Source organism: Roseateles sp. P1_C6 (assembly GCF_056406315.1).
Map to the genome: position 1 here is coordinate 342,402 of NZ_JBFUAK010000003.1, position 25,447 is coordinate 367,848.

17 protein-coding genes are annotated in these 25,447 nt (G+C 67.7%); 3 read left to right on the top strand and 14 right to left on the bottom strand.

Annotated features, from left to right (window positions below; translation table 11 throughout):
- Positions 1–33 precede the first annotated feature (33 nt).
- The 7 genes from AC1D29_RS07540 to AC1D29_RS07570 are packed head-to-tail and all read right to left on the bottom strand — an operon-like array spanning position 34 to position 9,269.
- Positions 34–1,866: a glycoside hydrolase family 2 protein gene (locus AC1D29_RS07540; protein ID WP_477895752.1), complete on the bottom strand. Its 1,833-nt coding sequence runs from the start codon at positions 1,864–1,866 to the stop codon at positions 34–36.
- Positions 1,863–3,401: an alpha-N-arabinofuranosidase gene (locus tag AC1D29_RS07545; RefSeq protein WP_477895754.1), complete on the bottom strand. Its 1,539-nt coding sequence runs from the start codon at positions 3,399–3,401 to the stop codon at positions 1,863–1,865. Before AC1D29_RS07545 ends, AC1D29_RS07540 begins: the two co-directional genes overlap by 4 nt.
- Positions 3,398–4,153 (bottom strand): DUF6250 domain-containing protein, encoded by a 756-nt coding sequence (locus tag AC1D29_RS07550; protein ID WP_477895756.1) that lies wholly within the window; start codon positions 4,151–4,153, stop codon positions 3,398–3,400. Before AC1D29_RS07550 ends, AC1D29_RS07545 begins: the two co-directional genes overlap by 4 nt.
- Positions 4,117–4,440: an L-rhamnose mutarotase gene (locus tag AC1D29_RS07555; RefSeq protein ID WP_477895758.1), complete on the bottom strand. Its 324-nt coding sequence runs from the start codon at positions 4,438–4,440 to the stop codon at positions 4,117–4,119. Before AC1D29_RS07555 ends, AC1D29_RS07550 begins: the two co-directional genes overlap by 37 nt.
- 19 nt (positions 4,441–4,459) lie before the next feature.
- On the bottom strand, positions 4,460–5,827 hold the full coding sequence (locus tag AC1D29_RS07560; protein WP_477895760.1) for a glycoside hydrolase family 28 protein: 1,368 nt from the start codon (positions 5,825–5,827) through the stop codon (positions 4,460–4,462).
- A 1-nt stretch (position 5,828) separates the two neighbouring features.
- Positions 5,829–7,127, bottom strand: a complete 1,299-nt coding sequence (gene rhaI / locus AC1D29_RS07565) for an L-rhamnose catabolism isomerase (protein WP_477895762.1) — start codon at positions 7,125–7,127, stop codon at positions 5,829–5,831.
- A 33-nt stretch (positions 7,128–7,160) separates the two neighbouring features.
- A complete protein-coding gene (locus AC1D29_RS07570; RefSeq protein ID WP_477895764.1) occupies positions 7,161–9,269 on the bottom strand; it encodes a bifunctional rhamnulose-1-phosphate aldolase/short-chain dehydrogenase in 2,109 nt (702 codons plus the stop codon).
- A 486-nt stretch (positions 9,270–9,755) separates the two neighbouring features.
- Between AC1D29_RS07570 and AC1D29_RS07575 the strand changes: the two genes are divergently transcribed.
- Together AC1D29_RS07575 and AC1D29_RS07580 are read left to right on the top strand one after the other, a co-directional pair.
- Positions 9,756–10,637, top strand: a complete 882-nt coding sequence (locus tag AC1D29_RS07575) for a DeoR/GlpR family DNA-binding transcription regulator (RefSeq protein WP_477895766.1) — start codon at positions 9,756–9,758, stop codon at positions 10,635–10,637.
- A complete protein-coding gene (locus AC1D29_RS07580; RefSeq protein WP_477895768.1) occupies positions 10,634–12,019 on the top strand; it encodes an FGGY-family carbohydrate kinase in 1,386 nt (461 codons plus the stop codon). Before AC1D29_RS07575 ends, AC1D29_RS07580 begins: the two co-directional genes overlap by 4 nt.
- Before the next feature lie 58 nt (positions 12,020–12,077).
- Here the strand turns inward: AC1D29_RS07580 and AC1D29_RS07585 are convergent, their stop codons facing one another.
- Positions 12,078–12,758 (bottom strand): hypothetical protein, encoded by a 681-nt coding sequence (locus AC1D29_RS07585; RefSeq protein WP_477895770.1) that lies wholly within the window; start codon positions 12,756–12,758, stop codon positions 12,078–12,080.
- Positions 12,755–14,581 (bottom strand): rhamnogalacturonan lyase B N-terminal domain-containing protein, encoded by a 1,827-nt coding sequence (locus AC1D29_RS07590; protein ID WP_477895772.1) that lies wholly within the window; start codon positions 14,579–14,581, stop codon positions 12,755–12,757. The genes AC1D29_RS07585 and AC1D29_RS07590 overlap by 4 nt, the downstream gene beginning before the upstream one ends.
- A gap of 321 nt (positions 14,582–14,902) precedes the next feature.
- On the opposite strand from AC1D29_RS07590, the gene AC1D29_RS07595 reads away from it, so the two are divergent.
- Positions 14,903–16,051, top strand: coding sequence for a M12 family metallopeptidase (locus AC1D29_RS07595; protein ID WP_477895774.1), 1,149 nt, complete (start codon positions 14,903–14,905; stop codon positions 16,049–16,051).
- 13 nt (positions 16,052–16,064) lie between these two features.
- On the opposite strand, the gene AC1D29_RS07600 is transcribed toward AC1D29_RS07595, so the two are convergent.
- The 5 genes from AC1D29_RS07600 to AC1D29_RS07620 are packed head-to-tail and all read right to left on the bottom strand — an operon-like array spanning position 16,065 to position 25,389.
- A complete protein-coding gene (locus AC1D29_RS07600; RefSeq protein WP_477895776.1) occupies positions 16,065–17,309 on the bottom strand; it encodes a serine hydrolase domain-containing protein in 1,245 nt (414 codons plus the stop codon).
- Positions 17,310–17,313: 4 nt separating this feature from the next.
- Entirely contained in the window at positions 17,314–18,564 is a 1,251-nt protein-coding gene (locus AC1D29_RS07605; RefSeq protein ID WP_477895778.1) for a rhamnogalacturonan acetylesterase, read from the bottom strand.
- 55 nt (positions 18,565–18,619) lie between these two features.
- On the bottom strand, positions 18,620–20,278 hold the full coding sequence (locus tag AC1D29_RS07610; protein ID WP_477895780.1) for an MFS transporter: 1,659 nt from the start codon (positions 20,276–20,278) through the stop codon (positions 18,620–18,622).
- A 7-nt stretch (positions 20,279–20,285) separates the two neighbouring features.
- On the bottom strand, positions 20,286–21,449 hold the full coding sequence (gene bglB / locus AC1D29_RS07615) for a beta-galactosidase BglB (RefSeq protein WP_477895782.1): 1,164 nt from the start codon (positions 21,447–21,449) through the stop codon (positions 20,286–20,288).
- Positions 21,450–21,477: 28 nt separating this feature from the next.
- Positions 21,478–25,389 (bottom strand): beta-galactosidase, encoded by a 3,912-nt coding sequence (locus AC1D29_RS07620; RefSeq protein WP_477895784.1) that lies wholly within the window; start codon positions 25,387–25,389, stop codon positions 21,478–21,480.
- Positions 25,390–25,447: the final 58 nt, after the last annotated feature.

Here is a 25,447-nt window from a genome sequence, read left to right on the forward strand (position 1 = left end):
AAACCTTGACGGTTGGATGGAGGTGGCGATCGGTCAGCGCGGCAGGCTGCGGTAGTAATCGGCGAGGAACTCGAAGGCCGCCTTGCGCTGGCCGGTCTCGGAGATCAGCCCCTTGCGGTTCCAGCCGTTCTGGAAGACCGGGTGTTCACGGCGCGGCGAGCGGAAGTCCTTCAGCACCCAGGGCGACAGGCCGCGCAGCGTCGGCACCTTGGCGGCCATGGCCAGCGTGGCGCGGTAGTAGTCGACCTGGAAGTCCTCGCTGAACTTGCGGCGCAGCTGGGCGTCCCTGAAGCCCGCCTGCGCATCGGCGCCGAACTCGCTGAACAGCAGCGGCTTGTCCGCCGGCACGTCCCAGCGCAGCTTGCCCACCGCCTCCAGCGTGTCGTCGCCATACCAGCCGGCATAGGTGTTGACGGCGATGACATCGAGTTCCTTCAGCAGCGGGTCGGCGATGTGGATGGTGTCGCCCTTGCGCTCCACCAGCAGCGCCGCGCTGATGAGGCGGCTCGGGTCGAGCGCGCGCACGGTCTCGGCCAGCGCGGTGTGGAAGCGCGTGCGGTTCTCGGCCACCGGCGTCTCGTTGCCGATGCTCCACAGCACGACGGAGGCGCGGTTGCGGTCGCGGTAGATGGTCTCGGCCTGCATGCGGCGGGCCAGATCCAGTGTGGCCGGGTTGTCCCAGTTCACCGTCCAGTAGACGGGGATCTCGCTCCACACCAGCAGGCCGATCTCGTCGGCCACGCGCAGCATGGTCTCGTTGTGCGGGTAGTGCGACAGGCGCACGTAGTTGCCGTGCAGGCCGTTCTTGACCTCGCCGAGCAGACGGCGTGCGGCGGCCTCGTCGATGCGGCGCGCGGGGTTGGGGCCGATCTCTTCCTCGTGGATGCAGATGCCCTTGAGGAAGATGGGCTGGCCGTTGAGCAGAATCTCGCTGCCGCGCACGGCGATCGTGCGGAAGCCGATGCGGTCGCGCAGCTTGTCGCCGTCGGCTTCAAAGTCCACGTCGTAAAGCGTTGGCGCGTTGGGTGTCCAGCGCTTGAGGCTGGCGGGCGCGGCGACGTCGAAGCGGGCTTCGCCATTGGTGTCGGTGCGGGCCGGGACTGTGAGGTTGAGCCCGGCGATGCGCAGACTGACCGCGCGGTTGGCGGCCTGCGGGCCGTTGAGCTGCAGGCTGCCCACGAGGCGGCCGGCGTCGGTCAGGCGCAGCGTCGCGTCGTCGATGAAGGTGGCGGGCGTCTGGATGAGCTTGACCGGCCGCGTGATGCCGCCGTAGAGATCCCAGTCGGTGATCTCGCCGGGGACGCTGTTGGCGTCGTGCTTGGAGTCCACGCCGACGACGAGGCGGTTGCCTTGTGCGCGCAGCGTGTCGGTCACCTCGACGACGAAGGGCGTGAAGCCACCCTCGTGCCGACCGACTTCCTTGCCGTTCAGGTAGACGTAGGCGCGATAGTTGACGGCCTCGAAGCGCAGGAAGCTGCGCTGGCCGGTCTTCACCGGCGCATCGAAGCGGCGCTGGAACCAGATCAGCCCATCGAAGTAGCGCAGCTCGGGCGTGGCCGAGTTCCATGCGCCGGGGATGTCCATGGCCGGGCCGCGGTCGAGGTCGAATTCGAAGAAGGCCGGGCCGGACTTGGTCTCCTCGGCGGCGACGTCCACATCGCGGTGGCGCTGCATGCGCGACTTGGCGACCCAGCCGTTGATGTCGGTGAAGCCGGTGCGGTACAGGTCCTTGGAATAGGTCCAGCGGCCAGACAGGTCCTGCACATTAGCCCGGGCACCGGTCAGCAGCAGCGGCGGGCGCAGCGCATCGGCGGCGAGAGCGGGCGCGGCGATGAAGGCCAGCAGGCAGAAGAGACGACGGATCATGGTTGCACCTCGATGACGAGCACGGACTTGGCCGGCAGCGTGAGATTCAGAGTGCCGTCCTTGGCTTGCGCCTTGAAGGGCTGGGGCTTGACGCGGTCGGGCGCGTCGAAACGGTTCTCGGCGTCCATGGTCGCGGCGGTCAGTAGCTGGCCGGCCACCGCGCGCACACCCTTGCCGCCCACGGCGAGTTGCAGCGCCAGGTTCTGGTTCGGGTTGGTGTTAGTCAGGCTCAGCAGCAGCTTGCCGTCCGCGCCTTTGGCTGCGCTCGCGCTGACGGCCGGGATGCTGTACTTGCCCAGCTTGTAGTCGGGCACGCCGGTCAGCTGAACTGGCAGCAAGGTCGCATCCATGAAGGGCAGGTGCATCGCAAACGCGTGGTACGTGGGTGTCAGCACCATGCGCTCCTTGTCGGTGATGACCACGGCCTGCAGCACATTGACCATCTGCGCGATGTTGGCCATCTTCACGCGCTCGGCGTGGCGGTGGAAGACATGGAAGTGCAGCGCGGCCAGCACCGCGTCGCGCATGGTGTTGCGCTGCACGAGGAAGCCAGGGTCGGTGCCGGGCTCGGGGTCGTACCAGCTGCCCCATTCGTCGAAGTAGATGGCGAACTTCTTCGTAGGGTCGTTGCGATCCAGGATCTCGCGGTGCCTGGCGAGGTAGACGTCGATGGTCTGCGGCACGGCCAGCGTGGAGATCCATTCTGTCTCGGGGAAGGCGATGGCCGCGCCCTTCTTCGTCCAGTCGCGCGTGGGCAGCGAGTACTGGTGGTGGGTGATGGCGCTCATCTGCTTGATCTCGGCGCTGAGCGTCTCGGTCCAGTGCAGCTCCAGCTCCTGGCCGCCGCTGGCGACGAGCTTGGGCCGGTTGCCCCGCGGTGCCTTGGCAAAGGTGGCCCAGTGCTTGTAGAGGTCGGCGTAATAGCTCGGCTTCATGTTGCCGCCGCAGCCCCAGCTCTCGTTGCCGATGCCCCAGTACTGGATGCGCCAGGGCTTGTCTCGGCCGTTGGCGCGGCGCTCGCGGGCCAGGGCCGTGTCGCCCTCGGCCGTCAGGTACTCCAGCCACTGCGCCATTTCCTGCACGGTGCCCGAGCCGAGGTTGGCGTTGATGTAGACCTCGCTGCCGAGCTGCTCGGCCAGGTCCATGAACTCATGCGTCCCGACCGTGTTGGGCTCGATGACGCCACCCCAGCTGGTGTTGACGCGCGGCGGGCGTTGCGCCTGCGGGCCGATGCCGTCGCGCCAGTGGTATTCGTCGGCAAAGCAGCCGCCCGGCCAGCGCAGCACGGGCACCTTGATGGCCTTCAGTGCGTTGACGACATCGCTGCGCCAGCCGCGCACATTGGGGATCTTGCTGTCCGTGCCGACCCACAGGCCTTCGTAGATGCCGGCGCCGAGGTGTTCGGCGAACTGACCGTAGATCTGGCGGGCGATGACGGGGCCGGGCTTGTCGGCCTGGATGTCCACCTTGACCGGCTCCGCCGCGTGGACAGCAAGCGAGGTGGCGAGGCTGAGGGCGGGGAGCAGGTGCTTCATTGGCAGCGGAGGATCTGGAAGTCTCTGATCTGCAATCGGCTGGCTGTCGTGCGGAGCGCGAAGTAGCCGTGCAGGCGGGGATTGGGATCGGCGCGCGTAAAGACTTCGTTGCTGTCGGCGACCCAGCGCAGGTGAACGGGATCGGCGGCCGTCGGTTGACGCGAAACAATCTCGATGCTGAGCGGTTTGCCGGCATGCAGCCGGGTCTCGCGCGTCATCGGGGCTTCGCCCGTCTCGGCGACGGCCCCGTCAGCAAAGCCAGTTAGCAAGCGGCGCTGGCTGCCGTCGTACAGGCGCAGCCGCGTCGTCGTGTTGCCGTTGGCGCCGAAGCCGGCGTAGTAGGTGGGCAGGGTGTCGTAGCCGCCGAACTTGCCGCTGCGCAGGTAGGGCTCGCTGCCGTCGGCTTCGAGTGCGTTCCAGAACATGTTCAGGTCCGACAGTCGACCGGCGAGCGTGCCCGCCGTGACCGGCGCGGGCAAGGCGACAGCAGTGAAGCGGATGGCGTAGTCGCCGCTCAGCGGCTCGCGCCACCACAGCGACAGGCCGGCGGGCGTGGCGATGTCAAGCACGCCGCCCTGGGCGGTGACGACGGCGCGCGCGTCCTCGGCCTCCAGCCGCCAGCGAGCGAGGCCGGCGCGGAAGTCGTCAGTGGCGACTTGCTCCAGCTTGCGCGGCGCCTCGCACCACGCTGCCGCAAGCAGCGGCAGTGCGAGCGTCAGCCCGCAAAGTGGAAGACGGAGGGCAGTGCCCATTGGCGCGGCTTGTTGTCGGCTTCGACTTCCATCAGCGGGGCCATGTAGTCCCACCAGCGGCGCATGACGGGCAAGGTGGGCAGCTCGTCGATGGGCATGCCCGCCTTGAGTTTGAGCACGGCGAACAGGCTCAGCGTGCTTTCGTCCAGGAAGATGGAGTAGTCATGGATGCCGGCACCGCGCAGCGCCTCGGCCAGGTCGGGCCACAGCTCGTCGTGGCGCTTCTTGTACTCGGCCACCACGCCGGGTTTCAATTGCATCTTGAAGGCGCGAATCTCGTCGCTCATGGGTTTGTCTCCTGATCTTCTAGAGCACGTCCTGCTCGGCCATGGGCAGGTCCGACACGTCACGCCGGCGCAAGCCCGGGTCCAGCCGCTGGCAGTCGGCGGCCAGGCCAGCCAGCTCACAGTGGCCGCCCATCGCGATGGGCGTGCCCAGGCGCAGGCGGCAGTCGGCATCGAAGCGCCAGCCCTGCACGTCCTGCAGATGCCCGCCGCGGTGGGCCTCGATGTCCAGTCCGCTGAAATGGAAGTGGCGCAACGGCGCTTCGGCCATGGCATCCACCTGGAAGGCCACTGCGGCGCCACGGGCGTGCAGGCCGGCGATGCGCACGCCGTCGACCCGTGTGCGGCCTTGCTCGGGTGGCACAGGCTGGGCCAGCGTCAACCAGTGGGGCGGGGCGTTGGGTCTTTCGTGGTCAGGAATGCGCGCCTGGCTGTAGGCGGGGTTCCAGTTCATCGTCGCGCGCAGTGCCACCGGCACGCTGTGCAGGCGCAGGTCACTGATGGACACGTCCTCGATGAAGCCACCGCGCGTGGGTGCGCTCTTGAACAGCAGGCCGACCGGCACGGGGGCATGCACCTCAATGCGCTGCGCCGTGATGCGCCGGAAGCCGCCCGAGGTCTCGCTGCCGAAGGTGAGACCGGCGGCGCCCTCGCGGACGATGCAGTCGGTGATGGTGATGTCTTCACAGGGGCGCGCCACACGCAAGCCGTCGGCGTCGCGGCCGGCCTTCAGGCACAGGGCGTCGTCGTTGACGGCGATGTCGGCGCGGCGGATGGCCACGCGGCGCGAGGAGTCGATGTCGATGCCGTCGGTGGATGGGCCGCGGGCCTCGTCGTTGTTGCGGATGGTGATGCCGTCGACGGTGACGTCCTCGGAATAACAGAGGTGCAGTGTCCAGAAGCCGGAGCGACGCAGCAGCAGGCCTTCGCCGATGTTCACGCGGGCCGCCTCGAAGACCTGCACGAGCCGCGGCCGCTGCGCGTCATAGTCCGACGCCCAGCGCAGGCCGCGCGGCTCGTAGCTGGCGCGCAAGGCCCAGTAGCTGTCCCAGAAGACCTGGCCGTCGCCGTCGATGCAGCCCTCGCCGACGAGGCCGACATCACGCTCGCCGTAGATGTTGACCAACGCCGCCGGCCAGCGCATCTCGATGCCGGCGACGCGCGTGGGCAGGACAGGGTAGTCGGCCAGGTTGCGCGAGCCGAGCAGCGTGGCGCCACGCTCCAGGCGCAGCGTCATGCCACTCTTCAGGAAGAGGGCGCCGGTCAGGTAGACGCCCGGCTTGAGGCTCAGCGTGGCGCGCTTCAGCGCCGCGGCGTCGATGGCGGCCTGCAGCGCCCGCGTGTCGAGCGTGATGCCGTCGCCGCGCGCGCCAAGGGCCTGGGCATCCACCTCAGACGATGCCGCTGCCGGATGCGCCCGCCCTCGGCGGACGCTTGACCGCCGCCTGCTCGCGGTAGCCGCTGGCGCGGTAGGCCGCGACCGGGTCGATGGCGGCACCGCTGCGCAGGCGGGCCATCGCCAGGATGGGGCTCACGTCAGTGCGGAAGGCCTTCTTCAGCGCTTGCGCCGATTGCAGCGCGTCGTTGGCTTCCTGGAAGCCGGCGAGCGCCTTGCGGTCCACCAGCGCGGCCTGCACGAAGGCGCGCTGCACTTCGACGGCGCTGCTCATCAGGCTCTCGATGGGGTCGGTCACGTTATGCGACTGGTCCAGCATGTAGGCCGGCTTGAAGGCTGCACCGTCACGTTCGGCCGCATCCGCCAGCTCGTTGAAGACGAGGAAGAGCTGGAAGGGGTCGATGGAGCCCGAGTCCAGGTCGTCGTCGCCGTACTTGCTGTCGTTGAAGTGGAAGCCGCCGAGCTTGCCGAACTGCGCCAGGCGCGCCACGATCATCTCGATGTTGGTGTTGGGCGCGTGGTGGCCCAGGTCCACCAGGCACTTGGCCTTCTCGCCCAGGGTCTGCGCGGCGGCGAAGCTGGTGCCCCAGTCGGCAATGACGGTGCAGTAGAACGCCGGCTCGAACAGCTTGTGCTCGATGTACATCAGCCAGTCGTCCGGCAGCGCGGCGTAGATGCCCTTGGCGCTGTCCAGATAACGCTCCAGCGAGCCGCGCAGGTTGTGCTGGCCGGGGAAGTTGGCGCCGTCGCCCACCCACACCGTCAGGCCCTTGGAGCCCAGCGTCTTGCCCAGCTCGATGCAGTCGATGTTGTGCGCGACGGCCTGCTCGCGGGCGGCCTGGCTTTGCGCGGTCAGGCTGCCGTACTTGTAGGTGTGGGCCTGGCCGGCCTGGTCCTGGAAGGTGTTGGAGTTGACCGCGTCGAAAGTGAGGCCCAGGCTGTCGGCCTGCTGGCGCAGGGCCTTGGGGTCGCTGGGTTTGTCCCAGGGGAAATGCAGCGACACGGCGGGCGTGACGCGGGTCAGCTGGTGGATGACGGCGCAGTCTTCCAGCTTCTCGGTCACGTCACGCGGCTCGCCCTTGCCGGGGAAGCGTGCGAAGCGCGTACCGCCCGTGCCCACGCCCCAACTGGGCAGGGCCACGGCGAAGGTCTGGGCGGTGGCGGTCAGCGCCTCGATGTCCACGCCGCGGCGGGACAGCATGCCGCCCAGCGCGTCGTAGTCGGCCTGCAGCGTGGCGCGCTGGCCGGCGTTGTGTTGCTCGACCTGGCCGGCGTCGATGATGTTGGTCGTCATGGATGTCTCCTGTACTGCTTTGCCAGTTTGCGCTTAACGCGTGAAGGCGGCAGCATTGCCGGCGTCGACGTTGAGGATGTTGCCCGTGCTCTTGCCGGCCTTGTCACTGGCCAGGAAGTACACCGCTTCGGCGATGTCCTCGGGCAACACGCTGAGCTTGAGCATGCTGCGCTGACGGTAGAACTCTTCGATGTTGTCCGAATCGATCTTGTTCGACGCGGCGCGCTCTTCCTTCCACTTGCCGTCCCAGATGCGCGAGCCACGGATGACGGCGTCGGGGTTGACGACGTTGACGCGCACACCGATGGCAGCACCCTCCAGCGCGATGCAGCGGGCCAGGTGGATTTCGGCCGCCTTGGCCGTGCAGTAGGCCGAAGCGCCGGCCGAAGCGACCAGGCCATTCTTGCTGGCCACGAACACCATGCTGCCGCCAATCTTCTGCTGCTTGAGCAGACGGAAGGCGGCGCGGCTGACGAGGAAGTAGCCGGTGACGAGGATGTTCTGGTTGCGGTTCCAGATTTCCAGCGAGGTGTCTTCCAGCGGCGCGGCGGAGGCGATGCCGGCGTTGGACACGAGGATGTCCAGGCCGCCGAAGCGCAGCGCCGTAGCTGCGATCAGGGCTTCGACTTCGGCCTCGGACGTGATGTCGCCGCGCACGGTGGCCACGGCGTCCTTGCCGCCGACCTTGATCAGCGCCTTGCTGGCTTCTTCGAGTGCTTCGCCGTCGATGTCGGTCAGCATGACGCAGGCGCCTTCCTGCAGCAGCTGGCGGGCCACGGCCTGACCGATGCCGCCGGCACCGCCGGTGACCAGGGCCACGCGGCCGGCCATGCTCTTGGGCTTGGGCATGCGCTGCAGCTTGGCTTCTTCAAGCAGCCAGTACTCGATGTCGAAGGCTTCCTGCTCGGGCAGGCCGACATAGGTGTCCACGCCATTGGCGCCGCGCATCACGTTGATGGCGTTGATGTAGAACTCGCCGGCGATGCGGGCGGTGGCCTTGTCCTTGGCGAAGGACAGCATGCCCACGCCGGGGATCAGGTAGATGATGGGGTTGGCATCACGCACGGCCGGGCTGTTCGGGCGCTTGCAGCGCTCGTGATAGGCACGGTAGTCGGCGCGGTAGGCTTCCAGCGCGTCATCCAGGCCGGCCAGCACGGCGTCGACATCGGGGTTGGCCGGGTCGAAGTCCAGCACCAGCGGGCGGATCTTGGTGCGCAGGAAGTGGTCGGGGCAGGACGTGCCCAGCGCGGCGAGCTTGGCCAGGTCGTTGCTGCTGACGAACTCCAGCACGACGTCGCTGTCGTTGAAGTCGCCCAGCTTGCGTTCGCTGGCGCTGATGCGGCCGCGCAGCGCGGGCATGAGCTTGGCGGCCAGTGCGGCGCGCTGCTCGGCCGGCAGGGTGATGGTCTTGACGCCGCCGAACACCGGCTGCTTGATGTTCTCGGCTAGCCACTGCTCGGCCAGGCGGATCATCTCCAGCGTGATCTCGTAGCAGCTCTTGGCCGTGTCACCCCAGGTGAACAGGCCGTGGCCTTCCAGGATGATGCCCTTGAGGTTGGGCTGCGACGTGGCCAACGCTTCGAGCTTCAGGCCCAGGTCGTAGCCGGGGCGCTGCCAGGGCAGCCAGCCCAGCTGGCCGCCGAAGATGACTTCGGTCAGGCGCTTGCTGTCAGCGCAGGCGGCGATGGCGATGATCGCGTCCGGGTGCATGTGGTCGACATGCGCCTTCGGGATATAGGCGTGCAGGGGGGTATCGATACTCGCGGCACGCGGGTTCAGGTTGAACGTGCAGTGCGGCAGGTAATCCACCATCTCGTCTTCATGTTCCAGGCCGCGATAACGCTTCTTCAGCGCATTCAGCTTGTCCATGTAGAGCGTGGAGAAACCGTCCAGCTTGATGGATCCCAAGTCGCCGCCGGAGCCCTTGACCCACAGCACCTCGACATCCTCGCCGGTCAGGTGGTCGCGCATCTTGACCTTGGCCGAGGTATTGCCGCCGCCGAAATTCGTCACACGCAGGTCCGAGCCCAGCAGATTCGAGCGATAAAGCAGCAGTTCGGGTTCGCTCAATTTTGCTGCGACGGTGTCGTCCCACTTGGAGACGATCGGAGTTTGCGCAGGGGTTTGGGAAATTGCAGTCATCGGCTTGCCTGTATTCAGTGCGTCATTCGTTCGTCCCGGGCCGCATGGGTGGTCAATCTGCGGTCCGGCACCCGGCTTTTGGGGTGAAGCGGGCCGAAGTGTGGGCTCAAACGCTGCCCCATGCGCAGGGCCGGCGCAGTAAATCAAAAGGATGAGCGAATGCCCGGCGGGGCAGCTGATCGCTCACGAAACGCTCAAGGGCATGAGCGTTTCCTGATTGACCCTGTCATGTGATTGACGTAATCTGCATTCGGAACTGTGTTTCACCTCTGGCCGGTCCCCGACGTTGAGCGGTGCCGATCAGGATGAACAGCAGTTCGGCAGCCGGCGCCTACGCTCACCGACTGCAATCAGGCGCCCGGCCTCAGCCGGTCCGCCAAAGGCAAGCGACGCCCGCCCCGCGAATGCAACTGAGGGCTGGGCGACATAACGACGAGACAACGGTCGCCACCGCTTCCGGATGGGCGCCCGATAAAGGTGACTCTCATGATCAATCACAAGCGCCACAAGCGTCTGCTCAAATTGCTGGACGAGCGCGAGCATGCCAGCGTGCAGCAATTGATGGAATGGTTGTCGGCATCTGCCGCCACCGTGCGCCGGGATATTTCCTGGCTGGCCGCGAAAAACCAGTTGACGCGCACCCGTGGTGGCGCTCAAAGGCTGGAGCAAAAGAAAAAGTCCTATACGCTGACCAGCGAGACTTTTCAAAACAACGCCCAGCAACATACTGCCGCCAAACGCGCGATCGCCCGTTATGCGACGTCGATGTGCAATAACGGCGAAACCATCATCATCAATGGTGGCACGACCACCTTCATGATGGCGGAGTTTCTCGTCGAGAAACAGCTGAAGATTCTGACCAATTCCTTCCTGATGGCCGAGCGCCTGCTCGTCACCAGCGACAACGAAATCATCCTGCCCGGCGGCAAGGTCTACCGCGAGCAGAACGTCATCCTGAGCCCGTTCGAGAACGACGTCGCCCAGCACCACTACGCGGCCAAGATGTTCATGGGCGTCTACGGCCTGTCCATCCTGGGCCTGATGGAAGCCGACCCGTTGCTGATCCAGGCCGAGAAGCGCCTCATCGGCCAGGCGGAGGAACTGGTCGTGCTGGTGGACAGCTCCAAGTTCGCACGCAAGGCCGGCCTGGTGCTGTGCGGGCTGAACCGCGTCTCTACCGTCATCACCGACACCGGCGCGTCCGACAGTGCTGTGCAGCTGTTGGAGCACTACGGCGTGCGCGTCATCACCGTGGAGCCTGAAGCCGTGGACCCTCGCGTGGTGGAGGCTTCGGCGCTGAGCTCGCATGACTATGCGGCCGTGCTGGAGTCGGGCTCCTACCACCGGCACGCGGGGCTGGTGTCTTGAGCTCTGGGGTACCGGGCACCGTCGTCCTCGACATCGGCAAGACCAACGCCAAGCTGACCCTCATCGACGCAGCCGGCAAGACGCTGGCTGAGGTGCGCACGCCCAACACCGTGAAGCGCGACGGGCCTTATCCGCACCATGACACCGAGCGCTTATGGGGCTGGATGCTGGGCCAGCTGCGCGAGCTGTCCGCGCTGGCGCACATCCGCGCCATCGTGCCCGTCACGCATGGCGCGACAGCGGCGCTGGTCGACGACGCGGGCCTGGTGCTGCCGGTGCCTGATTACGAGCATGTGCCGGGTGACGCCAGCGATGCAGCGCGCTACGACGCGCTGCGGCCGGGCTTCGACGAAAGCGGCTCGCCGCAGTTGCCGGCGGGGCTGAACCTCGGCCGGCAGCTCGACTGGCTGCAGGCGGGCTACCCGAGCGAGTTCGCGCGCGCCCGGCATGTGCTGATGTATCCGCAGTACTGGGCCTGGCGCCTGTGCGGCGTCGCGGCCAGCGAGGTGACGTCGCTGGGTTGTCATACCGACCTGTGGCGCCCGCGCGAGCGCGCGTGGTCGTCCCTGGTCGAGCGTCATGGCTGGCAGGCGCTGTTCCCGCCGCAGCGCGAAGCCTGGGCGCGGCTGGGCGCGCTGCGTGCCGACGTTGCCGCCGACACCGGCCTGCCGGCCGACTGCGAGATCGCCTGCGGCATCCACGACAGCAATGCGTCGCTGCTGCGCCACCTGCTGACGCTGCAGCAGAGCGGGCCTTGCACGGTGCTCTCCACCGGCACCTGGGTCATCGCAGCCGCGCTGGGTTCGGCGACGCGACCGCTCGTCGAGGCGCAGGACATGCTGGCCAACTGCAACGTGTTTGGTGACGCGGTGCCTTGCATGCGCTTCATGGGCGGGCGCGAGTTCGCGGCCCTCGCGGGCGGCCAGCCGGCCGGCTTCGGGCGCGAGGTGCTGGAGAAGTTGATCGGCCAGCGGACGCTGGCCTTGCCCTGCTTTGCCGAGACCGGTGGGCCGTTCGCGGGCCTGGCCGGTCGCATCGACGGCCCTGCGCCGGCCACGCCCGCCGAGGAAGCCGCGCTGGCAACGCTCTACGTGGTGCTGATGACCGACCACTGCCTGGCGGCGCTGGGCGCCGACGCGCCGGTGGTCGTCGAGGGGGCGTTCACCGCCAACCCGTGGTTTGGCGCGCTGCTGGCGGGCCTGCGTGACGGCCGCGAAGTCATCGTGTCGGATGACGCCAGCGGCACGACCTGCGGCGGCTGGCTGCTGAGCCAGTGGGGCGGTGAGATTGCCATGCCGCGCGAGGCTGCGGTCGCTGCGTTGGACTTGCCGGGATGGCGGGCCTATCGCGACGCCTGGCAGGCCCAGGCCGGCGCGCACTGAGCGCCAACAAAAAGGCCGGCCTCTTGCGAGGCCGGCCTTTTGACTGGTGCGGCTCGGATCAGCCGCGGCGACGACGGCGCATGCCCGCCACGCCCAGGCCAGCCAGCGAGGCCAGCGCCAGCGAGCCCGGCTCGGCCACGGTGAACGCGCGCACGCTGTCGATGGCCGGCACGCTGTAGCCTGCCGTGTCGGTCGCGCTGTCGAAGGCATAGACACGCACTTCCTCGAAGCCCACCGCGTCGCTCAGGCCCAGCACGTCGCCGATGCCGGCCGCGCCCAACGACACGCGGCCGCTGCCGGTCAGCGCGCCGCCCAGCCAGGTCTGCCACATGACGAAGATGCTGGCGTAGCCGGAGTCCACGGCGAACTCGATGCCGTTGAGCCGCGTCGTCGTGCTGCGGATGGACAGGTAGGCGTTGCTGCCGGCGGTCGCGAAGTAGTTGCCCGAGAAGGCTTCGCTGTAGACCTGGCCTGCGCCAAGGTCCACGCAGAACTCGCCCGCGTAGCCGCAGCCGCCGTTGTTGTTGTCCAGGCCCGTGTGCGTGAACTGCAGGCCGCCTTCCAGCCACGGGCTGGTCAGCCCGGCGTTGGCCTCGAAGTCGGCGGCGTAGGTCAGGTGCGCTGCACCCGGCGTGGCGCTGCCGGCGCCGGTGGTCTGCACGACTGCGGCCATGGCCGGCAGGGCGAGCAAGGCGGACAGGAGAGGAGCGAGGGTTCTTTTCATGGTCTTGGCGTTCATTGCGCGGCCACCAGGTCGATGGCGTCGAAGGACAGGGCCGGGCTCAGGAAGCTCGTGCCGGCGGTGCCGCTGACGGTGTTGATGGTCAGCACGTTGGTGCCGACGACCAGTTGCGCGGCCGGGATGTCGAAGCTGTAGGTGCGGTTGAAGCCGCGATAGGTGCCCACCGTGAGGTTGCGCGACACCTTGGGCGGCGCGGCCGGGATGGCGGAGCTCCAGCTGTTCACCGTGACCTGCGGCCTGGCGCCGGCAAAGTCGGCCGTGATGCCGATGCGCAGGCGCAGCGGCGCCGCGTTCTGGCCGCGCTTGAGCGTGAAGCGCACCTGCAGGCCGTTGTTCACGTCCTTCCACTGGTACGGCGGCCATTGCGTCGCGGCGTTGGACTGGCCGATGACGAAGGGGCCCACGTTCCACGACGCCATGCGCACGTCGGACGGGTGCATGAAGGTCAGCTTGTCGCCGTTGATGAACTCCTGCGGCGTGCCGTCCCAGCGGCCGATGCGCCAGAGGGCCGGCGTGGCTTCGGGGTCGGCCGTGATGGCCACCGGGTTCAGCGCGTAGTTGGCGTTGGCGGTGACCGTCACCGAACCCGTCTGCACGGCGAGCTCGCCCTTGTAGACGGTCATCGTGTAGATGCCCGGGATCATGCCGCTGGCCGTGAGGTGGCCGTCCACGGGATCGGCATCGGCCCAGTATTGCGCCTGTGCGTTGGCGAAGCCCACGGTGTAGGGGATGCCCGCGACGCGACCCGTCAGGCCGGCGACGCTGACCGAGCCACGACCCACCGGCGGCACATAGCCGACCAGGCCCACCTGGCCGTACCAGCTGGTGTCCGGCCTTGCCGTCGGGGGCGTGCCGTCGTTGAAGATCATCGTGTACGTGTTCAGCACGTTCAGGCGGAAGGGCTCCGTCTGCGCCTCGCCGTAGTTGACGATGTAGGTCAGCTCGTTGTTCGTGCTGGTGATCTGTTGCAGCAGGCTGCGATAGAAGGGGCCGCTGGAGCCGCCTTCGTTGTTGTCGCGCCAGAACCAGATGCCCGCGCCAGGCCCGCTGCCGCCGACGAACTCCCAGTCCTTCAGGCGACGGTTGGCGTAGTGCTTGGAGCGGGACTGCCCGTAGCGCGAGTCGGTGCTCGGGAAGCCGAACACGTCGCTGGCCTCGATGGCGCCGCTGGTGCCGCGCAGGTCTTCGGCCCAGAAGTTCTCGCCGTTGTAGCTGACCAGGCCGCCGGCCGCGTGGGCCGGGCCGCCGTTGGGCAGCTTGGCGATCGGGATGCGCGCGATGAAGCGCACCAGGCCGTGCACGTCGGGCTGCTCGGTGAAATGCGTGCCCATGTGGATGTTGGACTCGCCTTTCTTGACCACGTAGTAGTGCGTCAGCACGCCGCCCTTGGTGCTGGTGCTGGTGAGCGTGACGCGGATGTAGTCAGTCGCGGTGACCACGCCGCCGTTGGTACTGGCAGCCGGGGTCACCGTGCCATTGGCGCTGACGGCCTCGACCTTCAGACCGACCGCGCTGACGCCGTTGTAGAGCCAGTCGGCCCCGGAATTGAGCTGCGTGCCACGGCTGGGGTCGGCGTACTCCACGCCCTTGTAGACCATGCTGGACAAGTCGCCGATGGCCGTCGTGCTGCTGGCGTCCCAGCCGCGCACCTTGAACACGAGGCCGCCATCGGTGTCGATGACGTACTGCGGCCGCGCCGCGTTGTTGTTGTCGTGGACGGTGGTGATGCTGAAGGCCGCCATCGCGGCCGGTGCCGTCGCGGCGAGCAGGCCTGCGGCCAGCCAGCGCGCCCAGAGTGGGCGCGAGCTTGTCGTGTTCATGAAGTCTCCTGGTTTCGTGTCGTTATTCACGACCGAGGGGTGCTTCCCATCGGCCGGAGCGGACTCTAGGCAGGGCCCTCTCCCGCGTGTACTCAACCGCTTGAGCGTTTCACCGCGGCGTGGCACCGCCGAGGGGCGTGGGGCGCAAGTGATAGCCGCGCGCGATCGTGGGAGCGCTCAACCCGTGTGAATCGCGATCGCTTGCGGGCTTCATCCCCCATCGGAGGGACGCCAACCACGGCCAGCCCCCAAGGTTGCGGCGCATGGCCGCGCCGCCACTGCCTAAGCTGAATCGTCGTCACCCGATATCCGGAGAGTTCCATGGCCTCCACGCCTCACAGCACACGTCGCACCCCAGCCGTCGATGGCGATGCGCAGCCGCTGCGTTATGACTACCACTACTGCAACGTGCGCCCGGGGCTGCCGCCGGTCGTCGGCCCGCAGGTGTTCGGCGAGCGCGCCGCTGCCATCAACACCTTGCGTGACAAGTGGCTGAACGGCACCGAGCTGACGTACTACTTCTACGACCAGCCCAGCGACGGACAGACGGTCATGCTCGCCGACGGCAGCAGCCGCTTCGTGCCCTGGGCCGGTGCCGCGGAGCAGAAGCAGGCCTTGCGCAAGGCGTTCGATGTCTGGGCCAAGCTGGGTCTGGGCGTGCGCTTTCGCGAGGTCGCCAGCCGTGAGCAGGCGACCTTGCGCATCGGCTTCATGGCCGGCGATGGCAGCTGGTCCTACGTCGGGCGGGCGCTGCTGGGCATCGCGGCTGACGAACGCACGATGAACATCGGCTGGGACGTGACCCAGGACCTGGACACGGCCGTCCACGAAATCGGCCACGCGCTGGGTTTCAACCACGAGCACCAGAACCCCTTCTCCGGCATCGTCTGGGACGAGGAGAAGGTCTACGCCGCGCTGGCGGCGCCGCCCAATCGCTGGTCGCGGGAGAAGACCCACTTCAACATCCTGCGCAAGCTGGACGAGTCGACGGTGGAAGGCACGTCCTGGGACCCGGACTCGGTCATGCACTACCCCTTCGGTCCCGGTCTCATCCTGCAGCCGAGCAAGTACCGCGTGGAGCCGTTGCAGCCGGCCGGCGGCCTGTCCGCGCGCGACATCGCGCAGGTGCGCAAGATCTATCCAGCGCAGCCGCCGGTCAACGAGTTCACGGAGCTGGTGCTCGCGGAGTCGCGCCGGCTGCAGATCGCGGCCGGGCAGCAGATCGATCTGCGCGTCAAGCCGCCACGCACGCGCAGCTACCAGCTCGCCACCTTTGGCCAGGCCGATACGCTGCTCGCCTTGTTCGAGGACGTCGCCGGCGCGCTGAAGTTCCGTGGTGGGGACGACGACAGTGGCGAGGACCGCAACGCCCAGCTCAAGCTCAGGCTGCAGCGTGGGCGCAGCTACGTGCTGCGCGTGCGCATGTACTACGCGTCGGCCGCGGGAGAGACGGCTGTCATGTGGTGGTGACGCACAGGCGCTGTCAGCGCAGCAAGGCCTGGTAGGTCAGCCCGCGCACGCGCAGGTGCAGCGTCGAGTTGCCCGCGGGCCGCAGCTGCGTCATGAAGAGGATGACCAGCCGCTCCTGCGGGTCCACCGTGTATTGCGGGAAATAGGCACTGCCCCAGCCGAACGCGCCTTCGCTGCCCAGCTCCTTGAAGCCACCGCGCTTGACGTTGACCCAGAAGCCCAGGCCGAAGCCGTCCGCGTCGCCGCGCGATTTGTCGCCCAGGTGGTCGGCCGTCATCAGCTCCACGGTCTTGGGCGCGAGGATGCGCTGGCCGTCCAGCTCGCCCTTGTTGAGCAGCATCTGCAGGAAGCGCGTGTAGTCGCCCGCGGTGGACAGCATGCCCGCGCCGCCGGACAGCAGCTTGCGCGGGCCGTTGACGAAGTCGCTCCTGGCCGACGTCTCCATCAGCTTGAGCTGGCCGCCCTCCAGGCCGTAGACATTGGCCAGGCGTTCCACCTTCTCGGGCGGCACGGCAAAGCCCGTGTCCGGCATGCGCAGCGGGTCGGTGATGCGCTCCTTGATGAACTTGTCCAGCGGCTGGCCGGACACCACCTCCACGAGGCGGCCCAGCACGTCGGTCGCGTAACCGTAGATGAACTGCTCGCCCGGCTGGCTTTGCAAGGGCAGGGCGGCGAATCGGTCGGTCCACTGCGCCAGCGTCTCGTCGTTGCCGACGAGATACCAGTCCGTCAGGCCGGCCGCGGTGTAGGCCGCCTGCGCCGGGCCGGGGCCGTAGCTCATGCCGGCCGTGTGGGTCAGCAGGTCGTGGATGGTCAGCGCGCGGCGCGGCTTCTCGGTGCCACCGCCGGGCAGGGCGACCTTCAGGTTGGCGAAGGCCGGCAGGTAGCGGGCCACCGGGTCCTTCAGCAGGAAGCGGCCTTCCTCGTACAGGATCATGGCCGCCACGGTGGTCAGCGCCTTGGTCATGGACGCGATGCGGAAGATCGTGTCCGTGCGCATGGGCTTGGCGTTCTCGATGTCGCGCTGCCCGTAGGCCTTGAAGACGACCGGCTTGCCGTCGCGCAGCACGGCCATCACGCCGCCGGCGAGCTGCTGCTTGCCGATCTGCTCGTTGATCGCCGCGTCCAGGCGCTGCAGCCGCTCGGGCGAGAAGCCTTGCGCATTGACGGCCGCGGCCTTGGGCGGCGCCGCCGTCGTGGCAGGCGCATGGATCAGCGCGGCGCAGGCCAGCGCCACGGCAAGGACGGTCTTCTTCATCGGCTCAATCGCCCAGCGGTCGCTGTTGGGTGAAGCCGGGGCTGGCCGCGACGCGGAACTGCTCCGGCGCCATCGGCTTGCTGGGCTCGATGGCGCCGAGATCATCGCGCAGCTGCGCCGCCACCGGCACGCGGGCTTCCCTCAGGCCCAGCGCCACCAAACGCGCCAATTGCATGGCGCCGTAGTTGTTGTGGTGGGTGTTGTCGATCTTGCCTGCGTTCAACGGGTGGGCGGCCTTGGAGCGCTCGGGGCCGAGTGCCGCGTAGAGCTGCTGGCTCATCGCATTCAGGTCGATGAAGGCCAGCTTCATGTCCCTGGCCACGGCGCGCGCGGCGTCGGCGTACTCCAGCAGGCTGGGCCTCAGGCGGCCCTGCTCGTCGAAGTTGCGCCGCTCCATGGACGACACGACCACCGGCACGCCGCCGCGCGCCAGGATGCGCTCGGCATGCGTGCGCAGCTCGGCCTGGTAGGTCTCGGCGTTGCCGCTGCCGTCCTTCTGCTGCTTCTGGTCGTTGTGGCCGAACTGCAGCAGCACGGTGTCGCCGGGCCGCATGACCGACAGGATCTTGTCGATGCGCCGGCGCGCCAGCGAGTCGCGGAAGGTCTCGCCAGACTGTGCATGGTTGGCCACGGCCACCGTGGGCTTGAAGAGGGCGGTGAACATCTGGCCCCAGCTGCTGTAGGGCTCGCGGGACTGGTCGGCCACGGTCGAGTCGCCGAGCAGGAAGATGGTGGGCACGCTGACCGGCTCGATGAGCACGCGCCGCAGCGCCGGCCGACTGCCGTTGATCTCCAGCGTGATGCGCTGATCCCAGGCCCAGATCTCGTCCCTGCTTTCGCGCGGCTCCTTGAGCTTGACGACGCCCGCTTCCACGCCCGGCGCGGCGGCGATGCTGGCCGTGCGCACGTTGACGATGAAGCTGCGCGTCTCGGTCGCACCGGCGGGCAGCCGCACGTCATCCAGCATCAACCGGCGCAGCTCCGCCTTGATGGTCGTGTCGCTGGCGGCGGCGCCACCCAGCGTCGCGGTGACGCGGTAGTTGCCCTCGGCGGGCACGTCCACCGTGAAGAAGCTGGGCTGGCCGGCCGCGTTGCGCGGCGCGCCGGGTTCGAAGCCGTGGCCGCGCTCGCGGCTGTAGGTGGGCTCGGGCGTCGTGCTGAGCTCGAAGCTGAGCGCGTTGGCGGCGGGCGGCGGCGACGCGCAGCCGGCCAGGCACAGGGGTGCGCACAGGAGCAAGGGGAGAAGCAAGCGCATGTGTCAGTCCGTCAGGTGTTCGCCGATCAACGCCAGGTTCTTGTCGGCGCGGCGCTCAGGGCCGCGCCTGCAGCGGTTGCAGCGACGAGTCCGCCGCGTGGCCGCTGCCACGGCCCCACAGGCGGTCGTAGGGCCAACCGGTCAGGTCTTCGACGATGCGGCCGCTCTCCGGCGTCTCCGCCTCCGTCGCGCCATTGCGCAGGCGCTCCACCTCGTTGACGAGCACGGCGTGCGTGCCGGCATTGAGGCGGAAGGACCATGACGCCACCAGGCCAAACAGCATCATCAGCAGCGGTCCGCCCACCATCAGTGCGGTGATGGTCTGGATGGCCTCGGCGCTTTGCACGATGACCTCACCCGGCCGCGTCTTGGGCGAGATGTAGCCGCCCAGGTCGATGATCCAGCCGCTGGCGATGATGGCCAGCGACTGCGCCAGCTTGCGCACCAGCGTCATCACGCCGGCAAAGATGCCCTCGCGGCGCTGGCCTGTCACGGCCTCGTCGATGTCGGGCAGGTAGTTGTAGACCGACCAGGGCACGAAGTTCAGCGTGCCGCGGCCCAGGCCGGCCAGCACGATGGGCAGGAACAGCCAGAAGATCAGGGCCGGGCTGAAGCTGTCGCGCGACGGGTCCAGCGCAGTGAACAGGTTGGCGCCCAGCGCCTTGAAACCGGCCTGGAAGCCTTCGGGCGTCGTCAGGAAGAAGCCCAGGTAGAGCAGCAGCGCCGCGCCGAACATCGAGATGGCGATGCGGTAGGCCAGCACGGGTCCGGTGCGGATGACGATCTGGATGGCCACCATGACCGAGATCAGCTGGGCCACGTACATGACCGTCATCAGCTGCGAGATGACGAGCGTCGCGCCCATCAGCACCGTCGCCACGAAGATGGGGAAGGCGGTGTTGAAGATGTCCTGCGACAGGTAGCCGCCCAGGTAGATGGACAGGTGCTGGCGGAAGGCGCGGATCTTCAGCGTGGAGAACAGGTCGCGGAACATCTTGGCCGGGATGGCCAATGCCGCCTTCAGGTTGAAGCCGCCAAAGGTCTGCGACATGACGGCCTGCTCGCGCGTGCCGTAGGGCCGCTCCCAGGTCGTCAGCACGACGATGGTGACGACGACCGAGAAGCTGACGCCGAAGATGGCCGCCATCCAGAAGAAGGTGTCGGGCGAGTCCTTGCCGCCGAAATGGCCAATCAGCAAGGTGGGCAGGTAGGACGCCAGGATGGCCGAGCCCTGCGCAATGATCATGCGCGCGCCGGCGAACTTGGCCTTGCGCTTGTAATCCTTGGTCATCTCCGCTGCCAGCGTTTCCCAGGGGATGAGAAACATCGTGTACAGCAGCTCGAAGAAGATGAAGGCGAACAGGTAGTACCAGAACGTGTGGCCGGCGCGGAAGATCAGCGCGAAGCTGGGCAGCAGCGGGATGGTGATGAGCAGGAAGAGCTTGCGCCGGCCGATCTTGCGGCCCACCCAGGTGTGGCGCAGGTTGTCGGACACGTAGCCGATCAGCGGGCAGGTGATGGCTTCGATCAGCCGCGGCAGCCCCAGGATGAGACCGGCGTCGACCGCGGACAGGCCGCAGAAGGTCGTGAAGAAATAGAACAGCCAGCCGGTGATGACGGCCTGCGCGCCGGCGCCCAGCACGTCGCCCGACCCCCAGCCCCAGTAGTTGATCCAGCCCGGCTCTCTGGCCGCGGGGTGCAGGTTCTTTTGCATGGCGGGCTCAGATGAAGCGCACCAGCAACTCGCCCATCGCCAGCAGCGCCATCGCCTGGCCGAAGGGCATGGACGTCAGCGGGATGTCCTTGTATTCCTGCAGCGTATTGAACACCGGCGTGCCGAAGCTGACCTGCGTCAGCTCGCCCGCGTCGTTGATGTGCTTGCGCACGGCCAGCGCGGCCTTCACGCCGAAAGCCTCGTAGTCCTTGGCGATGTAGCCCTTGCGGACGGCCTTCAGGATGCCGTAGGCAAAGCCGGCCGACGCGGCGGCCTCGTCATACGAGGTCGGGTCGTCCAGCAGCGTGGGCCACAGGCCCGACGGCGACTGGAACTGCGCCAGGGCCTTCACCTGCGCTTCCAGCGTCGAGACCAGGAACTGGCGGAACGCATCACCCTCGGGCAGGTTCAGCAGCTCGATGAACTCGGGGATGACGATGGTGACCCACGAGTTGCCGCGCGCCCACAAGGCATTGGCGAAGTTGTGGCGCCCGTCGAAGGTCCAGCCGTGGAACCACAGGCCGGTCTTGCGGTCGGACAGGTACTTGATGTGGACGAGGAACTGGCGCTTGGCCTCTTCCACGTAGTGCGGCCGGTTCAGCAGCAGGCCGAACTTGGCCAGCGGCAGCACCGACATCATCAGCGTGTCGTCCCACAGCTGCTGGTGGTTCACGCTGTTGTAGACGATGTGCTGGAAGCCGCCTTCCTCGGTGCGCGGCAGCTCGTTGTAGACCCACTCGGCCCAACGGTCGATGTAGGGCAGGAAGCGGCGGTCGCCGGTGCGGTCGAACAGGTAGGCCAGCGTCAGGAAGGGTGCGACCGTGTTGATGTTGCGGCTGGGCATGCCTTCTGCAAAGCGCGCCTCGAACCAGCTCGTCATGATGTCCCAGGCCTTGGGGTCGCCGGTCAGCTCCCAGACCTTGTAGACGCCGTACAAGCCCACGCCATGCGTCCACTCGAAGCCGTTCCAGCCCTTGGTGTCCAGCACGCGGCCGTCGTCCAGGCGCAGCAGGAACTTGCCGTCGCTGTCCTCGATGTTGATCAGGTTGTGGATCAGGCGATCGATGGCGCCGCGGATGTCGTCGCGGTCCGCGCCGAGGTGTGCCGTGTGATGGGCCAGCAGCGGATGGATCTTGGAAGAGTCGACGGGCTTGAGGATCTGGTTGGACATGGTCTTGTCTCGGTGAATTCTTGGCAGTTCAGCGCTGCAGGGTTCGAGGCTGGGGCACGGGCTCCAACGGTACGCCGCCGCGTGCGACGGCCAGCGGCACCAGTCGCACGGTCTCCAGCGCGTTGGCGGCCTGGCCGTCGGTCGTGACGGCCAAGGTCAGCGTGTTCTCGCCGTTCGGGTTCAGGATGCCTGGCGGCAGCACGAAGACGCGCTGCGGGCCGATGTGGGCGATGAACTGGCCCAGGTTCCAGCCGTTGACGAAGATCAGCGCGCGGTTCTCGACCTCGGAGCGCGGCTTGGTGGTGTCACCGAAGGCCAGGCCCAGCTGCACGTCATGGCCGGCGGGCAGGTCTAGCTTGAAGTGGCTGCGCAGCCAGTAGGTGCCCGGGGCGGGCGGTGCGGCGCCGGGTGTCGTCGAGTCCCAGCCTGGCTGCGGTTTGCTGGCATCGATGGGCAGATGCCAGCCCATGCGCTCGCCGTGCAGGCCGCCGCTGTTCATGGGGCCGCGCACAAGGTCGGCGATGTCCTCGCCGCCCTTGTTGCCCTGGATCTTCCAGGCGATGGGCGTGCCGGAGCGCTGGCCACCCCTGGGTGTGATGGACGCGGAAATCAGGCCTCGCGCCTCCTTGTGCACATCGTCGGCAAACAGGTCCCAGTTGTGCGAGTTGTTGCGCACGACGACGGAGATGACATGCTCGCCCGGCGGCAGGTCCTTCAGCAACTGCCGGAAGGTGTCGGTCGTCTCGGGGAAGGGCCGGCCGGTGTCGTGCTCCTGCTGGCCGAGGAATCGCCCGTCCAGCCAGACCTGGATCATCCCGGCGCCACCGCCGCCGAAGAAGAGTTCCAGCTGCAGCGGCTTGGTATCGGCCGTCGTCGTGAAGCGGCCGCGGTACCAGACGTCGCCATGATGGAAGCCGTAGTCACTCATCGCCAGCACCGGCTGGCCCTTGTCGGGCGCGGTGTAGACGTTGGCGGCCGACGCGCCGGCGTCGGTCTTGCGCCAGGCGCTGTCGTCGAACTTGGGATCGGCTTCGAGCGAGTCGAAGCGGCGCATCCACGTCAGCTGCGTCAGGTCGGGCAGACGAACAGCGTCGGGGCCAGGCAGCGCGGCGCGGGCGGTGAGGCTGAAGTCCTGCGCGGCGGTGGCGACGGCCTGGCCGTTGAAGCTCAAGCCGGTGATGCCCTCGGGCACCCAGGCGCGCAGCGTGCTTGGGGCCGTCGTGTCACCGCGCAGTTGCAGCGTCTTGCCGTCGATCGTCGCCGAGCGCACGAGGCCTGGGCTGCGCACCAGCACCGCCTGGCCGCCGGCCTGCAGGCGCCAGAAGGCCTGGCCGGTCTTCTCGTCGGCGACCAGCAGCAGCAGGGGCGCTCGACCCGCGCCGCTGATGAGGATCTCGATGAGGCCTTGATGGGCGTAGTTCAACCGCAGGTCGCCGCTCTTGGCATCCCAGTTCACCTGGGCTTGGCCGCGCAGCAGCTGCACGGTCGGCTTGGACGCGTAGCGCAGCACGGTCTCGCCGTCGTCACCGTTGCGGCCGTAGAACAGCGCCACGTCGCGCGCGCCTTGCTGCAACTGCGCCTGCAGCTCGCTGGTGCTGTAGATCAGGTGCTGGCGCTCCAGCGCATAGCTGGCCAGCAGCAGCTTGGCGTCCTGGCCCGTTAGCGTCAGCTTGCCGGCCTGCGGCACCTGGTAGCTGCCGTCCTTGGTCTGTAGCTTGAAGCCGAAGGCGGCCGTGCCTTCCAGATGGTTGTGCTGCGCCAGCAGCACATGGCTGCCCAGCGCCTTGTTGACGTTGTGGTACAGCCTGACCTTCGCGTTGCCCGGGTCCAGCACCTCGCCCTTGTCCATCTGCGCGAGCACGGGCGTGGCGGCCTGCACGAAGCCGCCCATCTGCTTGAGCACCAGCGCCTTGTCGCGCATGACGCGGGCTTCGCTGATGGGCGAGCCGTAGTCGTAGCTCGTGTAGACGATGGGTCCCGGCTGCCAGCCCCAGCTGGTGCCGCCGAAGGCCATGTAGATGGAGTGGATGGTCAGCGCGTTGATGAGGCTGCTGCCGTAGAACACGCGCTGGTAGCCCGGGCCCTGGCGCTGCGCCGTGCATTCGTAGGTGCCGTTGCTGCCCCAGTAGTCGAACCAGCCCGCGCCGATCTCGGCGACGAAGCCGGGCGTGTTGGGCGAGGCTTGCGAGCCGACCTTGGGGAAGTTCTTGCCGTAGAGGCCCCAGTCCGGCGCCGGTGCGGGCGTGCCGGGCGTGGCGTCCACGCCGCAGACGCCGCCGGGGTAGCCGTCAAAGGCGTAGAGGTCGGTCGGACCGGGGTTGGCAAACGGCGCGGTGGAGTTCTTGGGCGTCCAGTCCGGCAGTCGCGACGCGGCGTTGTGGAACAGCGGCACCGTGATGCCATCGGCCCGCGCCTTGTCCGCCAGGTGCTGCATGTGACGGATGTTCTTGGGGTTCACCGCGAACAGCTCGTTCTCGATCTGGTACGCGATGACGTTGCCGCCGCCATTGGTGGCCTGGTGGCGGGCCAGGATCGCGTTGATCTGCGTCATCCACTCGTCGGCAGCGGCCTGGTACTCGGCCGCGTCGGTGCGCGCCTCGGCGCGCTGGCGCAGCAGCCAGCCGGGGAAACCGCCGGCCGTCAGCTCGGCGTTCACGTACGGACCCATGCGGGCGATGACGTACAGGCCTTCCTCCTCGGCCATCTGGATGGCGCGCTCCATGTTGCGCACGCCGGTGAAGTCGTAATGGCCCGGCTTGGCCGAGTGGTAGCCCCAGCTGAAATAGAACGAGACGGCGTTCAGTCCCGAGGCCTTCATCTTCTGCAGCACGTCGCGCCACAGGCTGGGCGAGGGCAGGCGGAAGGGGTGGAACTCACCGGCGAAGATCATCTCGCGACGGCCGTCGATGATGAGCGAATGGCGGTCCCAGGCGATGGTTCTGGGCTTGGCCTTGGGCGCCGTCGCGCGCTCGATCTGCGCGGTCTCTTCGGAAATGACGGTGAAGTGCCGCACGGTGCCCGACACGCCGCCCAGCTCCTTCTTGGCCGTCCACGTCTGCAGGCCGTCGAAGCTGTCGGAATACCAGTAGCGCTTCGTCATGTAGTCGTCGAAGTAGATGCGCCAGCCTGCTTTGCCGTCCGTGCCCTTGATGGGCACCAGGGCCTGGCCCTCCGACGGGCCGCCCCAGCCGGCCCAGTCGCCGGTCTTCTGGAAGGTCCATGGGCCGTCCAGCGACGGTGCCGTCGCCAGCTCGATGAACTTGGTCGTCTCGTTCTTCGTGAAGGCCACGTAGCGGCCTTCGTGGGGGATGACGAAGGTGTCGATGTAGTTCTTCTCCAGCCCCTGCATGGGCACGGGCTCGCCGAACTTCGTGAAGCCTGCGTCCAGCGCCTTCACGGTGTAGGCACCGAAAGGGCCCTGCGTGCCGGTGGTGGACAGGCTGACGACCAGCTTCAAGCTGCCGTCGCTGTCGCGGAACCATTCCGGCGCCCAGACGTTTTTCACCCCCGGGAGCTTCACGGGCACGTCGGCCACATGCGTCCACGCCTTCAGGTCGGCCGACTTGGCGATGCCGAAGGTCGAACCGTTCCAGTTGGTCGTGTAGGCGACGTAGTAGAGGCCGTCCGCCGCGCGGATGATGGACGGGTCGCGCAGCAGCTCCTTGGCCGGCGTGTAGACCTCCGAGCCCAGCGACGTGAAGTTGATGCCGTCGGCCGAACTGAACAGGCTCAGCGTGTTCTGCGAGGTCGCCATGAAGGCCGACATCAGGTAGGTGCGCTCGGGCTTGACCACCGGGACGGTCGCCGGCGCCGGCGTGCTGACGGCGGTGGGCGCCTGCTGGCCGGGCAGGTCTTGCGCCTGCAAGGCCCCGCACAGCAAAAGCGCCGCCCACCAGATGGCGGAGCGGGGCGACGGAGCAGACGGCAGAGCAGCGTGCATAGCGGACCGGGAGTGCGGGGAGCCTGGATCAGTGTCACCCCGTTCACCGCCACCAAAA

Excerpts from the sequence above, each read along its gene's own strand:
- AC1D29_RS07540 (WP_477895752.1), bottom strand. The coding sequence starts at position 1,866 with ATGATCCGTCGTCTCTTCTGCCTGCTGGCCTTCATCGCCGCGCCCGCT.
- AC1D29_RS07545 (WP_477895754.1), bottom strand. The coding sequence starts at position 3,401 with ATGAAGCACCTGCTCCCCGCCCTCAGCCTCGCCACCTCGCTTGCTGTC.
- AC1D29_RS07550 (WP_477895756.1), bottom strand. The coding sequence starts at position 4,153 with ATGGGCACTGCCCTCCGTCTTCCACTTTGCGGGCTGACGCTCGCACTG.
- AC1D29_RS07555 (WP_477895758.1), bottom strand. The coding sequence starts at position 4,440 with ATGAGCGACGAGATTCGCGCCTTCAAGATGCAATTGAAACCCGGCGTG.
- rhaI (WP_477895762.1), bottom strand. The coding sequence starts at position 7,127 with ATGACGACCAACATCATCGACGCCGGCCAGGTCGAGCAACACAACGCC.
- AC1D29_RS07570 (WP_477895764.1), bottom strand. The coding sequence starts at position 9,269 with ATGACTGCAATTTCCCAAACCCCTGCGCAAACTCCGATCGTCTCCAAG.
- AC1D29_RS07575 (WP_477895766.1), top strand. The coding sequence starts at position 9,756 with ATGATCAATCACAAGCGCCACAAGCGTCTGCTCAAATTGCTGGACGAG.
- AC1D29_RS07585 (WP_477895770.1), bottom strand. The coding sequence starts at position 12,758 with ATGAACGCCAAGACCATGAAAAGAACCCTCGCTCCTCTCCTGTCCGCC.
- AC1D29_RS07590 (WP_477895772.1), bottom strand. The coding sequence starts at position 14,581 with ATGAACACGACAAGCTCGCGCCCACTCTGGGCGCGCTGGCTGGCCGCA.
- AC1D29_RS07595 (WP_477895774.1), top strand. The coding sequence starts at position 14,903 with ATGGCCTCCACGCCTCACAGCACACGTCGCACCCCAGCCGTCGATGGC.
- AC1D29_RS07600 (WP_477895776.1), bottom strand. The coding sequence starts at position 17,309 with ATGAAGAAGACCGTCCTTGCCGTGGCGCTGGCCTGCGCCGCGCTGATC.
- AC1D29_RS07605 (WP_477895778.1), bottom strand. The coding sequence starts at position 18,564 with ATGCGCTTGCTTCTCCCCTTGCTCCTGTGCGCACCCCTGTGCCTGGCC.
- AC1D29_RS07610 (WP_477895780.1), bottom strand. The coding sequence starts at position 20,278 with ATGCAAAAGAACCTGCACCCCGCGGCCAGAGAGCCGGGCTGGATCAAC.
- bglB (WP_477895782.1), bottom strand. The coding sequence starts at position 21,449 with ATGTCCAACCAGATCCTCAAGCCCGTCGACTCTTCCAAGATCCATCCG.
- AC1D29_RS07620 (WP_477895784.1), bottom strand. The coding sequence starts at position 25,389 with ATGCACGCTGCTCTGCCGTCTGCTCCGTCGCCCCGCTCCGCCATCTGG.